Raw genomic sequence first — 22,393 nt, 5'->3', positions numbered from 1 at the left:
AAATCTTCCTTCTTTCTTTTTATACTGTTTTATGAAAATCAAAGTGTTACTCCATTTTTAAAAATGGCAATTTCTCGAACGTCATTTTGTTCATTTTTCGTTTCTTCTCCACTAGCTACAGCGATGATTTTTTGAACAAACGATTCTAAGATTACTTCCATTGGTTGTTCTAATAAGACGCCTGCATTAAAATCCATCCAATGACCTTTACGTTCAAAAAGAGTCGTATTTGTAGATACCTTGACCGTTGGGACATATGAGCCAAACGGAGTTCCTCTTCCTGTGGTAAACAAGACCAACTGGCAATCGGATGAAGCAAGAGCAGAAGTAGCTACAAGATCATTTCCGGGAGCTTGCAACAAGCTAAGCCCTGGTTTTCTGATTTTCTCGCCATATTGCAGCACATCAACGACAGGAGAGCTTCCTGATTTTTGTGTGCAGCCTAATGATTTGTCTTCTAATGTAGTGATTCCACCTGTTTTATTGCCAGGAGATGGGTTTTCGTAAACTGGTTCCCCGTAAGACAAGAAATACTGTTTGAAGTCATTGATCAAGTCAACGATTGAGTCAAAAACTTCTTCATTTTCCGCTCGTGCCATCAATACTTGTTCTGCGCCAAACATTTCTGGCACTTCTGTTAAGATCGTGCTGCCTCCTTGAGCAATCAAGTAGTCAGAAAATGCACCAAGTAAAGGATTAGCAGTTATTCCCGATAGACCATCAGAACCGCCGCATTTCAAACCGACATTCAACTTAGAGAGCGGGACTGATATGCGCTGGTCATTTTCCGCCGCTGTTAAAAGCTCTTCTAATAGAGCCACACCTTGTTCGATCTCATCGTAAACATCTTGAGCCACTAGAAATTTCACTCGTTCTTCATCATATTCGCCTAAAATTTTTTTGAATTCAGGAACTGTATTGTTCTCACAACCTAATCCAAATACTAAAACTCCGCCGGCATTGGGATGGTTTACTGCGTCCGCTAAAATTTCTCGAGTATTTTGATGATCTTTTCCAAGCTGCGAACAGCCATAAGGATGCTTTAAAATCGTAATATGGTCAAACTGTCCCAGATCTGGATGTTTTTCCTTGAACTGTTTGACGATCAGTTCAGCAATGCCATTCACACACCCAACGGTAGGTACTAAAAACAAATCATTACGAATCCCTACTTTTCCATTTTTTCGCAAGTAACCTTGAAATGTTCGGTTCTCAAAAAGGTAATGACTTGGATGGACATCTTTTTCATATCGATAATCCAATTCACCAGAAAGATTGGTTTTTACATTATGAGTGTGCAGCCATTGACCGGCAGTTACGTCTGTCGTCACATGACCGATTGGATAGCCATATTTGATCACGTTGTCTCCAGCTTTCAAATCACCCAATGCAATCTTATGACCTTGCGGGATATCTTCAAGAGTGGTGATCGTTTGCTGATCAATCGTCAGTTGTGTTTGTTTTGGAATAGGTGTTAATGCGACGACCACACTGTCTCGTCGATTTAATTTCATTGTTGGTTGAAGGGTTTCAAGCATGGACCATCGTTCCTTTCATTTCTTGTAATACTGACCGGACACCTTTTTGATCGATCTTTGCAGCTATTTCTTGAACTGTATCTGTCACATTCGGTATTTGAGACAAATCTTCTCCCCAAAGCGCAGCGTTTTGCAATAATCGAGGAATAGCTGTTCCATTATCAGACCAAGCATCAGTAAATTCACTTATCGTCTTTTCATCATCATGTGGCTTTACTTGATCGCCTCGATACATAAGAAGTAGCGCAGCTAGTGAAACAGTGATTAACGGTGGTACCTGATTTTGTTCTTCGATATACTTCTTGAACACTGGAAGCAGACGGGTGCTGAACTTTGAAACACTATTTAATGAAATCGCTTCTAATTTGTGATGGGCAAAAGGATTCAAGAAACGTTCTTTGATTTGGTCAGCATAAATGCCTAATTCATCTTTAGGTAAAGAAAGCATAGGAATCAATTCTAGATTGAATAACTGATCAACATATGCGGAGAATAAAGGATCTTTCATTACTTCTTCTACAGTTTCCAATTCCGCCAACAAAGCAAGAGGGACCATCGCTGTATGCGGTCCATTAAGCAAATGCACCTTACGTTCACGATAAGGAGTCATATCATCTGTGATGATGACATTCAAGCCAGCCTGTTTGAATGGTAGTTGATTCTCCAATTCTTTAGGCCCTTCGATCACCCAAAGCATGAATGGTTCTGCTTTGACCATCAATTGATCTTCATAGTTATGCCGTTGATTGAAAACACCTGCATCTTCGCGAGGATAACCTGGGACGATGCGATCAACTAAACTACAACAGAAAACATTTTCTTTTTCTAACCACTCAACAAAAGCAGGTTCTAAATCCCATTTTTCTGCGTAGCGTAAAATGATTTCTTTTAGACGTTCGCCGTTTCTGTCAATCAGTTCGCAAGGAATGATGGTAAAGCCAGCTTTGTTTAATTTGAAACGTCGGTATAAAAAGGCTGTCAGTTTGCCCGGGAAGCTCTGTGGGGGAGTATCTGTTAAATTATCCGTCTCCACGAATTGGATTCCTGCCTCTGTCGTATTGGAGACGATATAGGCCAAGTCGTCATTTTCTGCTAGAGATAGATAAGCATCCCATTCATCATAAGGATTGATCATTTGTTCTACTACGGTGATAATCTCGGAAGTATCAACGATTTCGCCATTGCTGAGTCCTTGTAAAATGACCGTATATAAATTATCTTGCTGGTTCATCATATTTCCAAGACCTTGTTCTAAAGGTTGAATGATTGCAACATTACCTTTAAACAATTGTTGGTTATTCAGCTGCTGAATCTGCCAATCAATAAATCCACGCATAAAATTGCCTTCACCAAACTGAAGAACTTTTACAGGTGCTTCGTTTTTTTTCACTAATTCTTTTGTCATTTTTTTCATATAAACTTCCTTTCTGTGTTATGCACACGTTAACATTTTTATATAAAATTACTTGTAGTTTACAAGTAATTGATCGACTCACGAAGGATCAACAAGGTGGAGAGCTCAATTTTAGATTGTTCGATCGTCCTGCCTTCGATCAAATCTAGTAAAAGCTTTGTTCCTTCTTGACACATTTCTTTCAAAGGCTTACGTACGGTGGTAAGCGGCGGATTGAGATAGGAGACGACTGGAGAATCATCGAACCCGATCAGAGAAATGTTCTGGGGAACACGGAGGCCAGCTAAATGTACAGCTCTCAATGCACCAATCGCTATGTCGTCGTTGCCGCAAAAAACCAGAGTAGGCAGGTCAGAAAGTGATAATAGGTATTCCATGTTTTGGAGGCCGCTTTCTAAGCTGTAATCTCCTGTTAAAAAATAGGCTGGATTGACAGGGATGCTCGCTTTTTTTAGACTTTTCAATACCCCTTTTTCCCGTTCTTTTGTCGAACGAAAATTTTTCTTTCCGCCAATATAAGCGATCTTCGTATGTCCGCATCCAATACCGTAATCTACTGCCTGCATAACACCGGCCGCATCATCGGCAGTGACGTTGATAACCGCTGGATCATTGATGTGACGATTGACAACAACGAAAGGAAATTCTTTTTCTTTGAGATAGTCGATGAAAGGCTGATCATCATCACTTTGACTCATAACGATCAGTCCATCGTAGCGTTGCAGGTTGATTTCTGTTAAATCAACAACATCGATACTTTCAACAGATAAACTGTAATTTGTGTCTAATACTGAATGGATGCCTGCAATGGAATCTGCTAGGAAATTTGATGAAGTTCCTTTATGCAAACTTGAGAAAAATAGTCCGATTAGATATTTTTTTTGATTCACTAAACCTTTTGCACTATAGTTTGGCGAATAATTCATTTCCTTAGCTAGTTGTCGTATTTTTTGTTTTGTTTCATTTTTTATTAAACTGCTGTTATTCAAAGCACGAGAAACTGTCGTATGAGAAACGCCAGCTGCTTTAGCGATATCTTTGATCGTTACCATTCCATCATTTTCCTTACTTTTTCACTTTTTGTTAACGCATTCATCATATTACGATAACTACGATAAGTCAATAGATCTTTGATATGAAAAGATTGCACACGTTAAAAATTACTTGGATTTTTATTTTTAATTATGCTATTCTTGAAAGCGGGGAATGCTCATTTAATTAGATGAGTATCAATTTTACAGAAAAATGAAAGCCTTTTATTTTAAAAGGAGGAGAGGAAGAAAATGAAGAAAAGTACAGTATTTTATAAAATATTTTTACCGATGTTTTTATTAGGAGCCGTACTTGTCATAGGATTTAGTTTATTCATTTACCAGAATACCTATGAATCGATCGAATCGAGTTATTTAACAGACAAAAAGAATTTGCTCAGGCAAGTTAAAACTAACGTTGAATGGAAAATTAGAACGATTGAATATTCGTTTTCTACGTATGGTTCGACCAAAAATTTCTCGGACATATTCAAGCATCCGCTGACATATACAGATTACTCCACTTATTCTGAAATCAGGAAAGAACTAAATTTTATAGAAACGATTGTTATGGATGATAATAATTATGATTTAGTCAGTTTGGCTGGTAAATGGGGAGTAATCAATGGATCGTTGAGTCAACTGACCGAAGAGGAAGTTGAAAAGTATCAACAGAAGTACATAAATAACAAAAATAATTTATTTTGGCAAAAGAAAAACAAAGGAATCGAAATGGTGATTTCTTTGCCAATGTTTGAAAAAGAAAAATATGCATTGGGAATTGCTACGATAGAGAAACATACAATAGAACAAGTTGTTGGTGAAAGTGGAGAAGACATACTTTCTATTGAAAACGAAGTTGGCAACCTTTTTACTACTCAGACAGTAAAAAATAAAGAGCAACCAACTGTATTAACGGACGTGGATCTAGATTACAATCAGCTGAAAGTGATAAGAGAAAAAGATAAAACGTATATAGTACTGAAATCAGATTATAATAATTGGATTTACAGATTAGAAGTTGACTCTAGTGCAATTGGCGCAATGATCCGCAATCTGAGAATCGGGCTAGTTGCAGTGTCTTTAACACTGGTAGGACTCATTGGTCTTCTTTCCTACTTATTTTCGGACAGATTTGCCCGTCCGATTTCTCAAATACAGGAACGTCTGAATCTTAAATCAAAAGGATTCAGTGGGAAAGAACTAGATTTGGTCGCTCAATCAGTCAGTCGGATCATAGGAGAAAAAGAAGCGTTAAGTGCACACTTAGTTACCCAAAAGCCACAGCTGGAAACGCTATTTGTACTTAGTTTATTTAGAAATCGAGTAGAAAGGCGAGAACTAGATCAGCGGTTGCAGCAATTTGGTTATAGTTCTCAAAATGACTGCTATTATACAGCTTTGGTTCAAATCGATCTGTTAGAAGATAGTCACGGTGGGGAGCGTGATTTGCTACTTTTAGCGATCAACAACATGATCACGGAAATTGTGCCAAAGGAAAATCGAATGCTGCCGATCGTTTTGAATGAAGAAATGCAAGCCACTATTTATCGAATGGATAAAGATGATGCAGAAGCAAGCAAAAAAGTCATGGAGTATTGCCGACTCATTCAAAAACGTGTAAAAGAATACTTGAATTTAACTATCAGTATAGGCATCAGTAACCGGTTCGAAACGCTGAATGAAAGCAAGCAATCGGTTGATCGGGCAAAAGAAGCCCTGTATTATCGTGTAAATACTGGTCCAAGTTCAATTATTTTTTATCAGGAAATCGTTCCTGCTGCTCATGAAAAAACACTTATTAGATATCCGATAGAAGAACAAAATCGATTGTTTGAAGCCATTCGTTCTGGAAATCAGGAAGTGAAGAATTTAGTACATGAATTGATTGATGCATTGTTTGCACAAAATAAAAATCCTTTGAGTCGGGAAGTAGTTTCGGTCCGCTTGATCAATGAACTCGTTCAATTAGGACAGTTATTGGGAGTAGATTCAAAAAACTTTGATAACATGAAACAAATTTATGTAAAAGCACTGAACAATTATCATCCCAAAGAACTAGAAAAACTTGTTTTAGAACAATTAGTTCTGCCAATCACAGAATGCTCTCAAGCAATCACTGATCATGAATTTAAAAATTTGTCGGAGAATATTATGCATATCGTCTACACAGAATATGATCGTGATCTGTCTTTAGATGTGATCGCTGATAGGTTGCATTATAACCCTAACTATTTAAGTAATGTATTTAAAAAGGAAACAGGAGAAAAATTTGGTGATTTTGTTCAAAATCATCGTTTAGAGGTAGCAAAAAAATGGTTGAAAGAGACTAACCTCTCCGTAAAAGAGATTGCAGAAAGATTGCAATATCGAAATCCGCAAAATTTTATTCGTTTCTTTAAAAAGAAGGAATCGATTACGCCGGGAGAATATCGAAAAAAATATTTGTGAATCAAGAGGCTGTTTTTCTTGTGATCTGATTCAAGCAATAAAAGAGGACAGCAAAAAACAGCACTTCATGTTTTGCTGCTGGCTGATTTTATTGCCGCAGAATCAACAAGATAAACGCCGTTTAATCAAGAGGCTGTTTTTCTTGTGATCTGATTCAAGCAATAAAAGAGGACAGCAAAAAACAGCACTTCATGTTTTGCTGCTGGCTGATTTTATTGCCGCAGAATCAACAAGATAAACGCCGTTTAATCAAGAGGCTGTTTTTCTTGTGGACTGATTCAAGCAATAAAAGAAGTTAGAATAACCCTAGTATTTGTATTTATGGATAGTTAAATTTCAAGGCTAAGCACGCAAAAAGAACTGTGACAAAAGTCTTGTCACAGTTCTTTTTTACGAATAAATGGCGTTCAAGAGACAGGCTATCGACAATAAGGCATAATTTTGTGAAATATGGGAAGCTATTTTTCAAAATCGCTTCTTATTGCTCCTGTGGGTTACTCGTCGCAATGTTTGTGAGAGTTTTTATCATCGCTCAAGGCTGAACGTCTCTTTCACAACCTCTGATACACGGTGTTCCAGGAGTAGATTCTTCGAAAAATAAGCCGAAATTTCACAAAAATTTAAGAAGCAATTTTCGTAAATGCCTTCTTATTTCTTGAAGCTGACCACTTCTGACACAACTACCATTTTGCGTTCAGTACATAATCACCCTTTGACAGAACCTACGAGTGCTCCTTTGACAAAATATTTCTGAACAAAAGGATAAGCAATCAGCATAGGCACTGTTGCAATAACGATAACAGCCATTTTAACTGTTTGTGCTGGTGGAATCACATCAACGGCACTACTTTCTGCTTGCATCCCACTTGATACAATGACGATTTGGCGTAAAAGAATCTGTATCGGCCATTTAGATGAATCGTTGATATACAAAATAGCAGTCATATAAGTGTTCCAGTAAGTAACAGCATAAAAAAGCGAGATAGTAGCAATAGACGGTAACGCTAATGGCAGCATAATTTTGAAAAATACACCAAAATCTGTGCAACCATCCATTTTTGCTGATTCTTCCAAACTATCCGGCAAGGCTTGGAAAAAGTTTCTCATAATGATCATGTTCATTGCATTAACAGCCACAGGCAGGATCATGGCCCAGTAAGAATTGACCAGCCCTAGAGAACGAACAACTAAGAACGTTGGAATCATCCCCCCGCTGAACAACATAGAAAATACAACAAGAAAGTTGACGAAACCTCGACCAAACAAATACTTTCTGGAAAGACCGTAGGCCATCAGTGAAGTTGCACACATACTGACGATCGTTCCGACACCTGTAACACCAATCGAAACAGCAAGTGCTCTAAAAATGGTCGGCGTAGAAAGAATGTAGCGATACGCGTCTAAAGAAAAGGTAGTAGGAAAAAGGATAAACTTTTTCGCGACGACTTCTTGTGTAGAAGCAAAAGATGTAGCGATGATATTTAAAAAAGGAACGATACAGATCAAAGCTAGCAAAATTAGAAACGTATTGTTGAAAAGTGTAAAACTTCTTTCCCCTATAGAGACTTTCTTTTTCATATAGATAGGCTCCTCCTCAAAATAAATTAAATGTTTCTGTTTCTATATGTTCAATTTATCATCGGTGAAAGATTACGTATATAATCATTTCCTATGCTAAGTGTCAGATAGAAAAAAATAGAAGGTTTGCTATGCGTAGTTTATTTGTGAAAAAATACACTTTATCGTTTTGTATAGCACAAAAATCATTGATATGTAAGCGTTTTTACGTGCGATAAAAATGATTATATACGTAATTCAGATAGTTATCTATCATGAAGTCATAAGCAGCAAACATTCACAAAACTAAGGAGGGGCTTATGGAAAGTGTAAAGAAACAAGAACCATTTCAACTGACGCTATCGAAAAAAGAAGAAAAGCTCAGAAGACGAAAAAAAATAATTGCAGGAATCAAAACGAATAAATTTTTATATGTGATGATTCTGCCGGGAGTCCTTTATTTCTTGATTTTTAGGTATCTTCCTATGGGGGGACTCGTTATTGCTTTTCAAGATTATCAACCATTTTTAGGAATAATGGGAAGTCCTTGGGTCGGTTTCAAACATTTCATTCGTTTGTTTACAGAACCGACATTCTTTACATTATTAAGAAATACGTTGATCTTGTTCGGATTAAATATCTTCGTGTTTTTTCCGATGCCAATCATTTTGTCTTTACTATTAAATGAAGTAACGAATAAACGATTGAAAAACGGGATTCAAACGATCATTTACATCCCTCACTTCATGTCTTGGGTAATCATTGTTTCGATTACTTATGTATTTTTGAATGTTGACGGAGGGGTATTGAATGAATTCCTTGCAACAATGGGATTTGAAAAAATCAGTTTTCTAACATCCCCTGAATGGACACGCACAGTATATATCGGACAAGTGATCTGGAAAGAGTTGGGCTGGTCTACGATCATCTATCTTTCAGCGATAACTGCAGTCGATACACAGTTGTATGAAGCTGCAGAAATGGATGGAGCAGGACGCTTACGCAAAACATGGCATGTTACATTGCCGGCAATTCGTCCAGTAATCATTACCTTGCTGATTCTAAAAATCGGTCAGACATTAGACTTAGGGTTCGAGCATATGTACTTGTTATTGAATTCATTGAATCGAAGCGTTGCAGAAATTTTCGACACCTATATTTATACAGCTGGATTGAAGAATGGACAGTTAAGTTTCAGTACAGCAATGGGATTGTTTAAAGGGGTCGTAGGATTGTTTATGGTAATTTTAGCTAACAAGATTGCCAAAAAGCTAGGAGAAGACGGCGTTTACTAAGATAGAAAGAGAGGGAAAGATATGCTGCAGTCATTAGATAAAATAAACGGAAGGCTAAATCGTATTTTACAGTTGGTTTATTTGAATTTTCTGTGGGGCGGTTTAGTCATCGCAGGTTTGGGAGTTTTTACTTTCGGTCCTGCATCGTATGCGATGGTTGCAGTGATTAGAAAATGGCTGCGCTCAAAAGAAACGTTTCCTTTGACGAAAACGTACTTCTCATATTTTAAAGAAAACTATCGTGAAACCTTGCTGATGAGCTGGATATATGGCGCCATCGGGATTGTTTTACTTGTGGATCTTTCTTTCATACACAATTGGTATCTTAGGATCGCTTTGTATATTGCTGCGTTCATATATGTGCTCTCAGCACTCTATATTTTCCCAATCATGGCTCATTATGATTGGAAAGGATATTTTTTCAAAATGAAAATGGCATTTTTATTCGGATTCTCACATCTTCATTACTCATTAGTGTTGATATTAAGTATGGTAGGGATTTATCTGATGATCATCCAAACAATGCCAGGTGTTTTAACCTTTATCGGTGGTAGTCTCTTCTTTTCCGCAGTCACGTGGACAGCAAATTCTATATTTTGCCATTTGGAATGGAAGAACTCATATACAGAAAAAACAGAAGAAAACAAAAATATTATTAAAACAGTGAAGGAGAAAATTTATGAAAAAAGCAACGCTCGTAAAATTAGGTCTTAGTTTTGCAGGAATTCTAGCACTTGCCGCATGCGGCAGCAGTTCAAGTAACAGTTCTTCAGAGACAGAAGATGGAAAAGCTAAAATCACTTGGTTAAATATTTTGCATCATGCTTCACCGCCTACAGACACGATTGTGAACTTGATCGAAGAAAAAACCGATACGGAACTGACATTCAACTGGATTCCTGATGCTTCAAAAGAAGAAAGATTAACAACTGCATTGGCTTCTGATGAACTAGGAGATATCGTTACACTTCAAATTGCGATGTTGAAAAACTCTTCTGTCCGCAATGCGTTAAAATCAGGCGTATTCTGGGATGTATCAGAATATTTAAAAGACTATAAAAATTTAAGTCAAATTTCTGAAGATAGAATCGAAGCTGCGAGTATCGACGGTGCCTTGTACGGCGTACCGATACAAAAAGACTACGCTCGTGCTGGCTTAGTCATTCGAAAAGACTGGTTGGATAATCTAGGACTAGATGTTCCAACTACCATGGATGAGCTTTATGAAGTAGCTAAACAATTTACAGAAAACGATCCTGATGGAAATGGTGTGGACGACACAGTTGGTTTTGGCGATCGTGCGCCTAGTGATATTCGTTATACCAGCTTTAAACTTTTCACTTCTTATTTTGGAGCACCAAATGGCTGGGCTGTAGACGATAATGGCAAATTCACTCCAGAATTTGATACAGAAGAGTATATGAAAGCTTTGAATTTTTCAAGAGATCTATTTGAGAATGGCTATTTGGCACAAGACTTTGCAGTTACCCAAAAGACTGATCAGCAAGAACAATTTGCACAAGGAAGAACTGGAATCTACACTGGAATGGTGGATATCAAGAATCTGAAGACGATGGGTCAAGGTATTCAAGATGATATGGAATTAGTGCCTGTAAACAAGATCTCAGATGGTGAAGGCGGCGGTTATCATGTTTGGTCAGAAGGAAATGGTATTGGCGGCTTGCTAGCATTTCCCAAATCTCAAGTAAAAGACGAAGCACAATTGAAGAAATTACTTCAATTTGTTGATGATCTTTTAGAAGAAGATGTGTATAAATTGATGACTGGCGGTATCGAAGGAACGCATTATGAATTGAATGATGATGGTTCTATCGAATTTATCGATATGGATCTTTGGCAGCAAGAGGTGCAACCGTTATCAAGCTCTCGTCCTAGTGAAGTGACGTTCTCTTTCAAAGATACAGACCCTGAAAAAGAATTCTCTAATCAATTGATCAAAGAAAACGAAGAATTCGCTGTAATGGATCCTTCTGTGCCATTGGATTCACCGACGAACAATGAAGTAGGATCAGAAATCGAAAAAATCATTATTGATGCTACGGTGCAATACATCATGGGACAGCTTGACGAAGATGGATTCAAAAAAGCTGTAGAAGACTGGAAAGCACAAGGAGGCGATCGAATCACACAAGAGTACGAGGAAGCATACAAAGCAGCGGCACAGTAATATAGACGATTGGGACAAATACTTCTTGGTATTTGTCCCAAATCCTATTTTAATTTTTAAAGGAGAGCAAATAATGGAAAACTGGTCAAAGAAATTAGCAAAAAGTATCATGGAAAGAACACCTCGCTTATATGAAGAAAAGTGGTATAAAGGAAAATGGTCTTATGACTATGGCGTCGTACTTAAAGGGTTCCAATTACTTTGGGAACGAACCCAAGAAAAAATTTATTTTGATTTCATAAAAGACAATATCGACTATTTCGTGCAAGAAGATGGAACGATCCGTGGCTACAGCGTTGAAGAATACAATATCGACCATGTAAATACAGGAAAGCTTTTCTTTTTATTGTACAAAGAAACAGGCGAAGAAAAATATAAAAAAGCAGCAGAACTCCTTTCCCAGCAGTTGGCAAACCATCCACGCACATCCGAAGGAGCTTTTTGGCATAAAGAAATTTATCCTTATCAAATTTGGTTGGATGGCTTATATATGGGTTCTCCTTTTTATGCTGAATTTATCCAGAATTTTAGTGAAGAAAAAGATTACCAAGATGTTTTGAGACAGTTTGAAATCAGTTATAAACATCTATTCGATCCAAAAACAAATTTGCTGATTCATGCATGGGATGAAAAGAAGGTCCAACCATGGGCTGATCCAAAAACAGGTCTATCCCATCATTTTTGGAGCCGATCGATTGGCTGGTATTTGATGGCTGCAGCAGATACCTATGAATTACTTCATGAAGAAACAGATTGTTCTTTGCTGAAAGAAATTCTAGAAAAGACACTGGCTGCATTACTTCCATATCAAGAAGAAAACAGCGGGACATGGTATCAAGTAACAACAGAAACAAAACGGAAAGGAAATTATCTGGAAGCTTCCGGCAGTAGTATGTTTGTTTACGCAATGGCTAAAGGAATACGTTTGGGACTGCTGAACAAAGAAGAATGGCTTCCACAAGTGAAGAAATCACATCAAGGATTACTTGATGAATTTGTTCTGGAAACAAAAGAAGGCTGGCTGAACTTGAATAAAAACTGTCAAGTAGCAGGGTTAGGCGGAGCAGATCAGCGAGATGGTTCATATGCTTACTACATCAGTGAACCAATTATTTGTAATGATCAAAAAGGCGTTGGTGCATTCTTGCAAGCATTGATTGAAGTGGAGGCATTATAAATATGTATGATATTTTGACATTTGGCGCATCAATTGATGAATTGAATACTGAAGCAATACAACAAGCCATTGATGCTGCAGCAAGTGACGGAGGCGGGACCGTAGTTGTTCCAGCAGGTGAATTTCTAACAGGAGCTTTATTTTTAAAAAGCAATGTCGAACTTCATTTAAGCGCAGGAGCGGTTCTGAAATTCTCTGACGATCCAAAAGATTATCCTGTTGTTCATTCACGTTGGGAAGGAGTCCATCGAAAAGTTTATGCTTCCTGTATCTATGCTCAAAATGTAGAGAACATCTCTGTCACTGGTTTCGGTACATTAGATGGAAATGGAAAAAAATGGTGGCATACTTTTAGAAATGAACCAGATAATCTCGCTTATCCTCGTCCTAAATTGATGAGTTTCCATAACTGTCATCGAATTACTGTGAAAGATATTAAATTGATCCAGTCACCAAGTTGGACGATCAACCCGATTCTTTGCAGTAATGCAACGTTTGATAACTTGACGATCTTGAACCCAGCGGATTCACCAAATACAGACGGAATTGATCCAGAATCATGCAAAAATGTGCGTATTAGTAATTGCCATATTGACGTGGGAGATGACTGTATTGCAATCAAGGCAGGGACTGAAGATACGTACGAAAGGATCGCTTGCGAAAATATCACGATCACAAATTGCACGATGGTCCATGGACATGGCGGTGTCGTATTAGGAAGTGAAATGAGTGGTAGTATTCGTAATATTACCATTTCAAATTGTATCTTCCAAGAAACTGATCGAGGAATACGATTGAAATCTAGACGAGGTCGAGGCGGGATCGTTGAAGATATTCGAGTATCCAATATAGTCATGGATAATGTGATGTGTCCATTTATACTGAATCTTTATTATTTCTGTGGTCCGCGAGGGAAAGAACCGTATGTATGGGAAAAAAAGGCTTATCCGATAGATGAACGGACACCAGCATTCAGAAGGATCCATTTTTCGAATATCACGGCAAGGAATGTCCATGCTTCTGCAGGTTTTATTTATGGATTAGCGGAACAATTCATACAAGAAATCACATTTGACAATATCGATGTCTCGATGGCCCAAGATGCAGTTCCCGGTGTTCCTGCTATGATGACAGGAATAGAGGAAATGAGCAGACAAGGATTTTATATTGGCTTTGCGGGTAAGGTTTCCTTTAACCAGATGTCGATTGAAAATCACGAGGGACCAGCATTTCTATTAGAAAATACTAAAGAAATCAGTATTGAGAAATTCCAATCAAATCAATCAGAAAATATGGATGAACTGGTTGTTCGTAAAAACTTTGCTTATGCAGTTGAATGATTTTTTAGGTGCTCCATCTAGCAGACATACCCCTAGTGGAAAACGATTATACCGAGAAAAACAAAACGGTTTTATGCTTGAATACTATCAATTGTACTTAAATGAATTGGAAACAGTACCAGCCCTCTATGCTTATCCAGAAAAAGAAGGACCGTTTCCGACGGTCCTTTACCTGCATTCTCACGGCGGAGATTTTTCAGTCGGGAAAAGTGAATTGATCCATGGTGCTCCTTACTTAGCTTCTCCATCTTTTGCAGAAGTACTGACAGGAATGGGATATGCTGTTTGGTCGATTGATGCTTGGGGATTTGAAGAACGCGGAGGTATTTCTGAAAGCGAGTTGTTCAAACAATTTTTATTAACAGGAAAAACGTTATGGGGAATGCGTATTTATGATGTGATCAGCTTGATCGATTATTTGGAGACAAGGGAAGACACAGATACTCAACGGCTCGCAACGATTGGTCTTTCTATGGGAGGCTTATTAAGCTGGTGGGTGACAGCATTGGATTCTCGTGTCAAAGTTTGTATTGATCTAGCGGCACAGGTGGACATCGAAACACTTTTGCTACATCGCCGCCTAGATCATCATGGGTTTTATTACTATGTGCCAAATCTATTGACAGCTTATACAACGTTAGCAATCCAAGAAAAAATCGCTCCGCGCCCTCGTCTTAGCTTAGTTGGAAAAAACGATACGATGTGCTTGGACGAAGGCGTACTGAAGCTGAGAAAAGGGCTGGACAAAAAGTATCAATCAATGGGTAGTCCAGAAAACTTTTCTTCTTTTTCTTTAACAGGCGGTCATATGGAAACACAAGAAATGAGAAATATTTGGAAACAATTCATAAGGGAGCATTTATGAGGATGAAAGACAAACTGATAATTGGAAAGAATGCTATAGATACCCCGACGGATTTTGAAACTATCCAAGAAGGAATCGATTATTTGGCAGGCCTGCCGGATAGCCATCCAAAGGTCTTGATAGTAAAAGAAGGAAGATATGATGAATATATAGAAAGCAGATTATCCAATTTTAAACTTGTGGGAGCAGGAACAGTAGTTATCTCCGGTAATCGTTTTGCAAAACAGGAGTATCTTGACGGTAGCCAGTTAGGGACTTTCCGAAGTGCTACTTTTTTCTTAGAAGGATCGAATGTCGTATTAGAAAATCTTCACATCGAAAATACAGCAGGTCCAGGAGAAAAGGTAGGACAGGCTGTTGCTTTATTCAATTCAGGAGATCGCGTATCTTTAAAAAACTGTCGACTATCTGGTTATCAGGATACCTTATGCACGGGTCCGTTGCCTGATTTGCAAAAAGATGGTACTCCTTTTTGTACACCGGCTTCTGCCAATCCTGAGTATTGTCGTCAGACCTATGAATATTGCTGGATTGAAGGAACGGTGGATTTCATATTTGGTGGGGCAGATGCCGTTTTTCATCAGTGTCATATCCATAGCTTAGCCAGTAAAAATCCTGGATACATCACAGCAGCATCTACGCCGAAAAATCAAAAAACAGGGTATCGTTTTGAAAGCTGTACCTTGACTGCAGAACCTGATACTAGAAACGTCTATTTAGGAAGACCGTGGCGTCCGTATGCAAATGTCTTATTTGAAGCGTGTAAGATAGGTGGGCATGTTCACCCAACTGGTTGGGATAATTGGGATGACAAGAAAAATGAACAGACTGTCAAATTCTCTGAACGTAATAACAATTATGAAACATCGATCAAAAGACCTGAATGGATACATTTAGAAAAGTAGGGGGTTCAGAAATGAAAAGAAAATGGGAACTATTGCTAGGAATGGTCGGTGGCAGTCTATCTTTGATTTTCTTTGGCGGGTTAGCAGTTACTTTAAGTAATATGTCTGCGTCAGAGTTTAAAAAAAGTTATCAGTCGCTTGCTGTAGATCATTCAACTTTGTCTTTAGAAAATACATTTGGATTATTACAGGACATGACTGGTCTGTTTGCCGTTGTGTTGTTTATTTCACTTGCTTTTTTAGCAGTAGCATTGTTTTTGACTGCTAAAGGAAAATACTTAACAACTGCCACTGGTTTGTATTTTATAACAGGATTCATATTGTTGATTGGCACTCAGTTTATTGCGTTTCCTTTTGCATTTTTTTATTTCGCAGCTGGGGCATTCAGTTTATATCGAGTAAGAATGAGAAAAGGAGCCTGAATCATGCAGACTATCAAAGTGAAAAATCCTATTTTAAGAGGATTCAATCCAGATCCTAATATATTAAGAGTGAAAGAGCGGTATTACATTATTGTCTCCTCTTTTGAATGGCTTCCAGGAATCCGAGTATATGAGTCGAAAAATTTAGTCAACTGGTCACATACAACGGATATTTTGACCACTCAAGTATCTTTGCAAGGAAATCCTACAAATGGAAGTATATGGGCGCCACAGATCAGTTATGCTGATGGATTGTTTTATCTTGTTTACACAGATGTCAAAAGTGCAGGCCGTCCGTTTAAAGATGTCCACAATTATTTGATCACTGCATCTGAGATCACAGGTCCTTGGTCCGAACCAATTTATTTAAATAGTAACGGCTTTGATCCTTCTTTGTTCCATGATCTTGAAACGGGAAAAAAATGGCTTGTCAATGAACTATGGGATTATCGTCTGGACACACCGAATAAATCCAGCGGTATCGTATTACAAGAATATGATGCAGAGAAGAAGAAGCTTGATGGTCCCATCTATAAAATATTTGCAGGTACAGAATTAGCGAAAACGGAGGCACCACATTTGTATTTTCGTAACGGGTATTATTATTTGATGACGGCAGAAGGCGGTACAGGAAGAGGACATTCAGTTACAGTTTGCCGAGCAAAGAATATTACTGGTCCTTACGAGCTTGATCCTGGTTTTCCTATGCTGACAGCTAGTGACAAACCTGCTTCTACATTGCAATGTACAGGACATGGGAGCTTAGTACAAACCCCGTCAGGAAGATGGTACATGACATATCTTTGTACCAGACCATTAAACGGTGCGGCTATTTTGGGAAGAGAAACCGCTATTCAAGAAGTGTATTGGACGTCCGACGATTGGTTAAGACTTAAAGATAGCCAGACAACTCCGATGGAAGAAATAATGATTGAGACAAATGAAGAGGTACAACAAGAAAATGATCATCAGTTTATGGATACATTTGAAGGAGAGCTAAAGAAGAACTGGAATGCCAGACGCATTTTGCCAAATGCTGATTGGTGTGATACAAAATGTAGACCAGGTTTTTTACGTCTGATTTCCGGTGAATCTCTTCAATCTACCTTCGAACATCATTTGTTAGCTATTCGGCAAACGGATTTTACTTTTGATGCGGAGACAGCATTTGAATACATGCCTAATAATTTTAATCAGATGGCTGGACTGGTACTGTACTTAAATGAATCCAATTATATTTATTGTTATGTTACTTGGAATGAGGACAAGGGAAAATGCCTACGTATGATAGAATCAGAAAACGGAGTAGCACAAATAGAAGATTGGACGATTCCACTCACAGAAAAGAAGACTTTTTTGAAAGTCACTGTAAAGAAAGAGACAGCACAGTTTCATTTGAAAGACGTATCAACTGAAGAATGGAAGAAAGTAGGTCCGCAAAAAAACATGTGTATACTCTCAGGAGGGTTTACTGGAAATTTTATCGGGATAGCAGTGCATGATCTAAATAAAAAAAGAGGAAGTTATGCTGATTTTGAGTTTTTCAAGTATGATGGAAAAGATCATCTGTAATTTAATTCTTTAATAAATGAGGTTCACTAACTTATTTTCACTAGTTAGTGAATTTTTTTGTTTGTATATATTGTTATGTAAAAAAAGTTATCAATCTTATGCATCAATGTTTTTAGATTATTTTTTGTTTTTTATCTGTCAAGATAATGCAATAAAAAGCCAACATTGTGAATATAAAAACAAGAAAAAAAGAGTTATAATTTTGAAAACGTTTACTAGAAGAGGTAGGAGGAATTCAAATGCTTTCACAAAATGCTGTTACAGCAAATACAGTAAAAAAAGAAAAAAAGGAATTTGGGATTTCCGATAAGATAGGCTACATGTTCGGTGATCTAGGTAACTGTTTTATTTTAGGTTTAGTCAATAGTTTCTTGATGATTTATTATACGAATGTTCTTGGCGTTTCAGGGGCAATCGTAGGTACGTTATTCTTGATTTCGAGAATTTTGGATGCGTTTGCTGATGTGATGGTTGGAAGATTATGTGATGTCTCAGAGTTAACAGAAACTGGCCGATTTATTCCTTGGATCAGAAAAATGAAGTATCCATTTTGCTTAGTGACTGTCATTTTGTTTTTGCCATTCGTCCAACATCTTCCAATGACGGTGAAGATTGCTTATATTTTTGTTTCATACATTGTTTATGGGATTTTTCTCTCAACAATCAATATCCCGTATGGAGCAATGGCAGCAGCAATTAGCTCAAATCCTAATGACCGCACCTCGTTGTCCACGTTCCGAAGCATTGGTTCTGCGATTGGCGGATCAACTACAGGATTCTTCATTCCGATTTTAATGTATACCCATAACAAGAGTGGACAACAAGTCGTTTCAGGGAATCATTTCTTTTGGATTTCAATCGGATGTGCTGCAATAGCATTTGTCGCATATATGTTAACTTGTAAATTGACTACTGAAAGAGTAAGAGTTGTCAAAAACGAAAAAGTATCTGCTTCTCAGTTGGTAAAAGGTTTGTTAGCTAATCGAGCACTGATTATTTTAGTCATTGTTGACATTTTCATTGTGATCAATCAGATTTTAGCTGGGACGAATATGACTTATTTATTCAATGATTACTTCCATAATAAACAAGCAATGTCTGTTGCTCTTTTATTTACTTACGGAACAGTAGTAGTTTTAGCACCATTTGCTACAAAGCTGACAAAATTATTTGGTAAAAAGGAAGCAAGCGTATTTGCGTTACTTGCTTCTTCATGTATGTACTTGCTGATGTATTTCCTTCATATAACAAATGCATGGGTATATCTGATTCTTTTATTTATCGCTACTTTAGGATCTGGTTTATTCAATTTGATGGTCTGGGCATTCATTACTGACGTGATTGATTATCATCAATATAAGACAGGCTTAAGAGAAGATGGAACAGTATATGGAGTAAATTCTTTTGCGAGAAAAGTAGGACAAGCATGTGCAGGAGCGGTAGGCGGATTTATGCTGGCACTCATTGGTTACCAATCGTCTACAACAGGTGGAGCCATCCAATCAGTTTTAGTACAAGAAAGGATTTATACGATGGCAAACTTGTTACCAGCATTCTGCTTATTTGTATCCGCAATCATTTTGCTAGTAGGTTACCCACTGAATCGTTCAAAAACTGTATTTATTGGTGAAGAATTGAAAAAAATCAATGAAAGATAGGGAGAAACGTATTGCGGACAAAAAAAGGGATTATCAATGCTTTGAACTTTAAAACAAACGACACTCAACAAGATGATACAATAATACTGCAAAAAGCAATCGATCAAGGTGCGAAAGAACACTTACCTGTATTTATTCCAAAAGGCATTTATTTAGTCGGAGCCCTTTTTTTAAAAGATAAGAGTCATCTTATCTTTGAAGAAGGTGCAGTCCTCAAGGGGAGAACAGATATCGAAGCATTTCCAGAAATCGATACACGAGTAGCCGGCGTAGAAATGAAATGGCCAGCAGCGATTTTGAATGTTCTCTCGGCGAAAGATATTCTTATAGAAGGAAAAGGAATAATCGACGGTCAAGGAGACCATTGGTGGGAGCTGTATTGGGGAAAAGATCAAAAAAGCGGGACAAGAGCTGAATACGATCAAAAGGGACTTCGTTGGATTGCGGATTATGCTATTAAACGTCCACGCGCTTGTTTACTGTATCATGCAGAACATGTTGTTGTTCGTGATTTGATTTTTCAGAAATCAGGTTTTTGGAACTTGCAAATCACTTATTCTAACGATGTATTAGTAGAAAAAGTAATCATCCGCAACAATGATGGACCAAGTACAGATGGGATTGATATTGATTCTTCAACAAATGTGCGTGTCTATGAATGTGATTTGGCCTGTGGTGATGATTGTATTGCTATTAAGTCTGGCAGAGATGGCAATGGTGCAAGAGTCAATCGAAAATCATCAAGAATCGAGGTTGCTAGATGTAAAATCCGTTCAGGATACGGTGTAACTATTGGTAGCGAAGTTAGTGCTGGAGTTAGTGACGTATATATTCACGATATCGATTTTTTTCAGTCAGACTGTGGTATTCGAATGAAATCTTCAAAAGAAAGAGGGGGAGTGATCGAAAATATCAGGGTAGAAAATCTGAATATGATAGATGTACAATTTCCTTTTTCTTGGATAATGGACTGGCATAATGAATACAATAGAAAAAATAGCAATGACCTTGCTCAAATGCCAGAAAGTTGGCAAGCAGTGGCTGAAGAAATACCTGAATCAAAGCAAATGACGAAAGTCAAAGACATACACATCAAAAACGTACAGGCATGCCTTTCTCCAGGTTACTCACTTCCTTCCCGAGCTTTTGATTTAGTAGCATTTCCTGAAAAGCCTATAGAAGATGTCTGCTTTTCTCATTGCCAAATAACTGCAAAAGAATTCGGGCGAATCGAAGCAGTACAAAACTTATGTTTCAAAAGCTGTGATTTATCTATAGAAACTGGCAATACAGCTGCAAACAATACTTTTGACAATCGTTGAAATTACAATAAGGTCAAGCTTAAATAATATTTTAGCTTGACCTTTATTTTTTTTAATGATATATTAAACAACGTTGTCGCGCTTCATTGAAACATTTTATGAAAATTCCAAAAAAGAGTTGACACATGTTTTTAGACGTGATAGGATAACTAAGTCGTTAAAAAAGAACCACTTTCGAAGCCTGATTCTATCGAAAAAAACTTCAAAAAAGTTCTTGACAAATAACAAACGATAAGTTATGATAAATGAGTTGCTGAAAGATTTCGAAAAACGAAATCGAAAAAACTTTTAAAAAAGAGTTGACAATCGCTTGTCTCTCTGATATGATATAAAAATTGCTACGGCAGCCAAAAACGAATCGGGAAACACTCCCGATGAAGTAGACCTTTGAAAACTGAACAAAGTAAGACAAACCAAATGTGTAGGGCGTCTTGATTCAATTCAAGACAACAAACATTTTTAACAAGCAAGCAATATGCTAGCAAACAAATTGAGCTTAACAATCGCAAGATTGTTCGAACTTTTTATGAGAGTTTGATCCTGGCTCAGGACGAACGCTGGCGGCGTGCCTAATACATGCAAGTCGAACGCTTCTTTTTCCACCGGAGCTTGCTCCACCGGAAAAAGAAGAGTGGCGAACGGGTGAGTAACACGTGGGTAACCTGCCCATCAGAAGGGGATAACACTTGGAAACAGGTGCTAATACCGTATAACAATCAAAACCGCATGGTTTTGATTTGAAAGGCGCTTTCGGGTGTCGCTGATGGATGGACCCGCGGTGCATTAGCTAGTTGGTGAGGTAACGGCTCACCAAGGCCACGATGCATAGCCGACCTGAGAGGGTGATCGGCCACATTGGGACTGAGACACGGCCCAAACTCCTACGGGAGGCAGCAGTAGGGAATCTTCGGCAATGGACGAAAGTCTGACCGAGCAACGCCGCGTGAGTGAAGAAGGTTTTCGGATCGTAAAACTCTGTTGTTAGAGAAGAATAAGGATGAGAGTAACTGTTCATCCCTTGACGGTATCTAACCAGAAAGCCACGGCTAACTACGTGCCAGCAGCCGCGGTAATACGTAGGTGGCAAGCGTTGTCCGGATTTATTGGGCGTAAAGCGAGCGCAGGCGGTTTCTTAAGTCTGATGTGAAAGCCCCGGCTCAACCGGGGAGGGTCATTGGAAACTGGGAGACTTGAGTGCAGAAGAGGAGAGTGGAATTCCATGTGTAGCGGTGAAATGCGTAGATATATGGAGGAACACCAGTGGCGAAGGCGGCTCTCTGGTCTGTAACTGACGCTGAGGCTCGAAAGCGTGGGGAGCAAACAGGATTAGATACCCTGGTAGTCCACGCCGTAAACGATGAGTGCTAAGTGTTGGAGGGTTTCCGCCCTTCAGTGCTGCAGCTAACGCATTAAGCACTCCGCCTGGGGAGTACGACCGCAAGGTTGAAACTCAAAGGAATTGACGGGGGCCCGCACAAGCGGTGGAGCATGTGGTTTAATTCGAAGCAACGCGAAGAACCTTACCAGGTCTTGACATCCTTTGACCACTCTAGAGATAGAGCTTCCCCTTCGGGGGCAAAGTGACAGGTGGTGCATGGTTGTCGTCAGCTCGTGTCGTGAGATGTTGGGTTAAGTCCCGCAACGAGCGCAACCCTTAT

Annotated in this window: 16 protein-coding genes and 1 rRNA gene (1 of these 17 running past the window's edge); 13 read left to right on the top strand and 4 right to left on the bottom strand. The window is 38.4% G+C overall.

Annotation, left to right across the window (positions count from 1 at the left end; genetic code table 11):
• Nucleotides 1–38 precede the first annotated feature (38 nt).
• The 3 genes from IGL70_RS11605 to IGL70_RS11595 are packed head-to-tail and all read right to left on the bottom strand — an operon-like array spanning nt 39 to nt 4,004.
• A complete protein-coding gene (locus IGL70_RS11605) occupies nt 39–1,538 on the bottom strand; it encodes a UxaA family hydrolase (protein ID WP_104874013.1) in 1,500 nt (499 codons plus the stop codon).
• A complete protein-coding gene (locus IGL70_RS11600) occupies nt 1,531–2,952 on the bottom strand; it encodes a tagaturonate reductase (protein WP_104874014.1) in 1,422 nt (473 codons plus the stop codon). The genes IGL70_RS11605 and IGL70_RS11600 overlap by 8 nt, the downstream gene beginning before the upstream one ends.
• Nucleotides 2,953–3,011: 59 nt before the next feature.
• On the bottom strand, nt 3,012–4,004 hold the full coding sequence (locus tag IGL70_RS11595) for a LacI family DNA-binding transcriptional regulator (protein WP_002286006.1): 993 nt from the start codon (nt 4,002–4,004) through the stop codon (nt 3,012–3,014).
• Between the two features lie 231 nt (nt 4,005–4,235).
• On the opposite strand from IGL70_RS11595, the gene IGL70_RS11590 reads away from it, so the two are divergent.
• Nucleotides 4,236–6,434, top strand: coding sequence for a helix-turn-helix domain-containing protein (locus tag IGL70_RS11590; protein WP_002286007.1), 2,199 nt, complete (start codon nt 4,236–4,238; stop codon nt 6,432–6,434).
• Between the two features lie 705 nt (nt 6,435–7,139).
• Here IGL70_RS11590 and IGL70_RS11585 read toward each other — a convergent pair.
• Nucleotides 7,140–8,012, bottom strand: coding sequence for a carbohydrate ABC transporter permease (locus tag IGL70_RS11585; protein ID WP_002297754.1), 873 nt, complete (start codon nt 8,010–8,012; stop codon nt 7,140–7,142).
• Nucleotides 8,013–8,311: 299 nt separating this feature from the next.
• Between IGL70_RS11585 and IGL70_RS11580 the strand changes: the two genes are divergently transcribed.
• From IGL70_RS11580 to IGL70_RS11525, 12 genes are all read left to right on the top strand, one after another.
• Entirely contained in the window at nt 8,312–9,286 is a 975-nt protein-coding gene (locus IGL70_RS11580) for an ABC transporter permease (RefSeq protein ID WP_002286009.1), read from the top strand.
• 21 nt (nt 9,287–9,307) lie between these two features.
• Complete coding sequence (locus IGL70_RS11575; RefSeq protein ID WP_081156846.1) at nt 9,308–10,000, top strand: YesL family protein; 693 nt, start codon at nt 9,308–9,310, stop codon at nt 9,998–10,000.
• Nucleotides 9,966–11,474, top strand: a complete 1,509-nt coding sequence (locus IGL70_RS11570) for an extracellular solute-binding protein (RefSeq protein WP_010727324.1) — start codon at nt 9,966–9,968, stop codon at nt 11,472–11,474. Before IGL70_RS11575 ends, IGL70_RS11570 begins: the two co-directional genes overlap by 35 nt.
• A 73-nt stretch (nt 11,475–11,547) precedes the next feature.
• Nucleotides 11,548–12,651, top strand: a complete 1,104-nt coding sequence (locus IGL70_RS11565) for a glycoside hydrolase family 88/105 protein (RefSeq protein ID WP_002286016.1) — start codon at nt 11,548–11,550, stop codon at nt 12,649–12,651.
• Between the two features lie 2 nt (nt 12,652–12,653).
• Complete coding sequence (locus tag IGL70_RS11560) at nt 12,654–13,991, top strand: glycoside hydrolase family 28 protein (protein ID WP_002286021.1); 1,338 nt, start codon at nt 12,654–12,656, stop codon at nt 13,989–13,991.
• On the top strand, nt 13,978–14,856 hold the full coding sequence (locus IGL70_RS11555) for a dienelactone hydrolase family protein (protein WP_002294494.1): 879 nt from the start codon (nt 13,978–13,980) through the stop codon (nt 14,854–14,856). Before IGL70_RS11560 ends, IGL70_RS11555 begins: the two co-directional genes overlap by 14 nt.
• On the top strand, nt 14,853–15,761 hold the full coding sequence (locus tag IGL70_RS11550; protein ID WP_104873984.1) for a pectinesterase family protein: 909 nt from the start codon (nt 14,853–14,855) through the stop codon (nt 15,759–15,761). Before IGL70_RS11555 ends, IGL70_RS11550 begins: the two co-directional genes overlap by 4 nt.
• 11 nt (nt 15,762–15,772) lie before the next feature.
• Nucleotides 15,773–16,183 (top strand): DUF4064 domain-containing protein, encoded by a 411-nt coding sequence (locus IGL70_RS11545; RefSeq protein WP_002286025.1) that lies wholly within the window; start codon nt 15,773–15,775, stop codon nt 16,181–16,183.
• Nucleotides 16,184–16,186: 3 nt separating this feature from the next.
• On the top strand, nt 16,187–17,755 hold the full coding sequence (locus tag IGL70_RS11540; RefSeq protein ID WP_104873983.1) for a glycoside hydrolase family 43 protein: 1,569 nt from the start codon (nt 16,187–16,189) through the stop codon (nt 17,753–17,755).
• Nucleotides 17,756–17,994: 239 nt separating this feature from the next.
• Nucleotides 17,995–19,413: an MFS transporter gene (locus IGL70_RS11535; RefSeq protein WP_002303182.1), complete on the top strand. Its 1,419-nt coding sequence runs from the start codon at nt 17,995–17,997 to the stop codon at nt 19,411–19,413.
• A gap of 11 nt (nt 19,414–19,424) precedes the next feature.
• On the top strand, nt 19,425–20,735 hold the full coding sequence (locus IGL70_RS11530; RefSeq protein ID WP_002294496.1) for a glycoside hydrolase family 28 protein: 1,311 nt from the start codon (nt 19,425–19,427) through the stop codon (nt 20,733–20,735).
• A gap of 522 nt (nt 20,736–21,257) precedes the next feature.
• Nucleotides 21,258–22,393: ribosomal RNA gene (locus IGL70_RS11525) — 16S ribosomal RNA — on the top strand (it continues 424 nt past the right edge of the window).

This window comes from Enterococcus sp. DIV0901a (assembly GCF_051711525.1).
Taxonomy (GTDB): domain Bacteria; phylum Bacillota; class Bacilli; order Lactobacillales; family Enterococcaceae; genus Enterococcus_B; species Enterococcus_B faecium.
The sequence above is the reverse complement of the archived record's forward strand: the minus strand, read 5'-3'. Positions and strand labels throughout refer to the sequence as shown.

What these genes read in the sequence shown, in the direction of transcription:
- IGL70_RS11605 (WP_104874013.1), bottom strand. Translation starts at nt 1,538, where the DNA reads ATGCTTGAAACCCTTCAACCAACAATGAAATTAAATCGACGAGACAGT.
- IGL70_RS11600 (WP_104874014.1), bottom strand. Translation starts at nt 2,952, where the DNA reads ATGAAAAAAATGACAAAAGAATTAGTGAAAAAAAACGAAGCACCTGTA.
- IGL70_RS11595 (WP_002286006.1), bottom strand. Translation starts at nt 4,004, where the DNA reads ATGGTAACGATCAAAGATATCGCTAAAGCAGCTGGCGTTTCTCATACG.
- IGL70_RS11590 (WP_002286007.1), top strand. Translation starts at nt 4,236, where the DNA reads ATGAAGAAAAGTACAGTATTTTATAAAATATTTTTACCGATGTTTTTA.
- IGL70_RS11585 (WP_002297754.1), bottom strand. Translation starts at nt 8,012, where the DNA reads ATGAAAAAGAAAGTCTCTATAGGGGAAAGAAGTTTTACACTTTTCAAC.
- IGL70_RS11580 (WP_002286009.1), top strand. Translation starts at nt 8,312, where the DNA reads ATGGAAAGTGTAAAGAAACAAGAACCATTTCAACTGACGCTATCGAAA.
- IGL70_RS11575 (WP_081156846.1), top strand. Translation starts at nt 9,308, where the DNA reads ATGCTGCAGTCATTAGATAAAATAAACGGAAGGCTAAATCGTATTTTA.
- IGL70_RS11570 (WP_010727324.1), top strand. Translation starts at nt 9,966, where the DNA reads ATGAAAAAAGCAACGCTCGTAAAATTAGGTCTTAGTTTTGCAGGAATT.
- IGL70_RS11565 (WP_002286016.1), top strand. Translation starts at nt 11,548, where the DNA reads ATGGAAAACTGGTCAAAGAAATTAGCAAAAAGTATCATGGAAAGAACA.
- IGL70_RS11560 (WP_002286021.1), top strand. Translation starts at nt 12,654, where the DNA reads ATGTATGATATTTTGACATTTGGCGCATCAATTGATGAATTGAATACT.
- IGL70_RS11555 (WP_002294494.1), top strand. Translation starts at nt 13,978, where the DNA reads ATGCAGTTGAATGATTTTTTAGGTGCTCCATCTAGCAGACATACCCCT.
- IGL70_RS11550 (WP_104873984.1), top strand. Translation starts at nt 14,853, where the DNA reads ATGAGGATGAAAGACAAACTGATAATTGGAAAGAATGCTATAGATACC.
- IGL70_RS11545 (WP_002286025.1), top strand. Translation starts at nt 15,773, where the DNA reads ATGAAAAGAAAATGGGAACTATTGCTAGGAATGGTCGGTGGCAGTCTA.
- IGL70_RS11540 (WP_104873983.1), top strand. Translation starts at nt 16,187, where the DNA reads ATGCAGACTATCAAAGTGAAAAATCCTATTTTAAGAGGATTCAATCCA.
- IGL70_RS11535 (WP_002303182.1), top strand. Translation starts at nt 17,995, where the DNA reads ATGCTTTCACAAAATGCTGTTACAGCAAATACAGTAAAAAAAGAAAAA.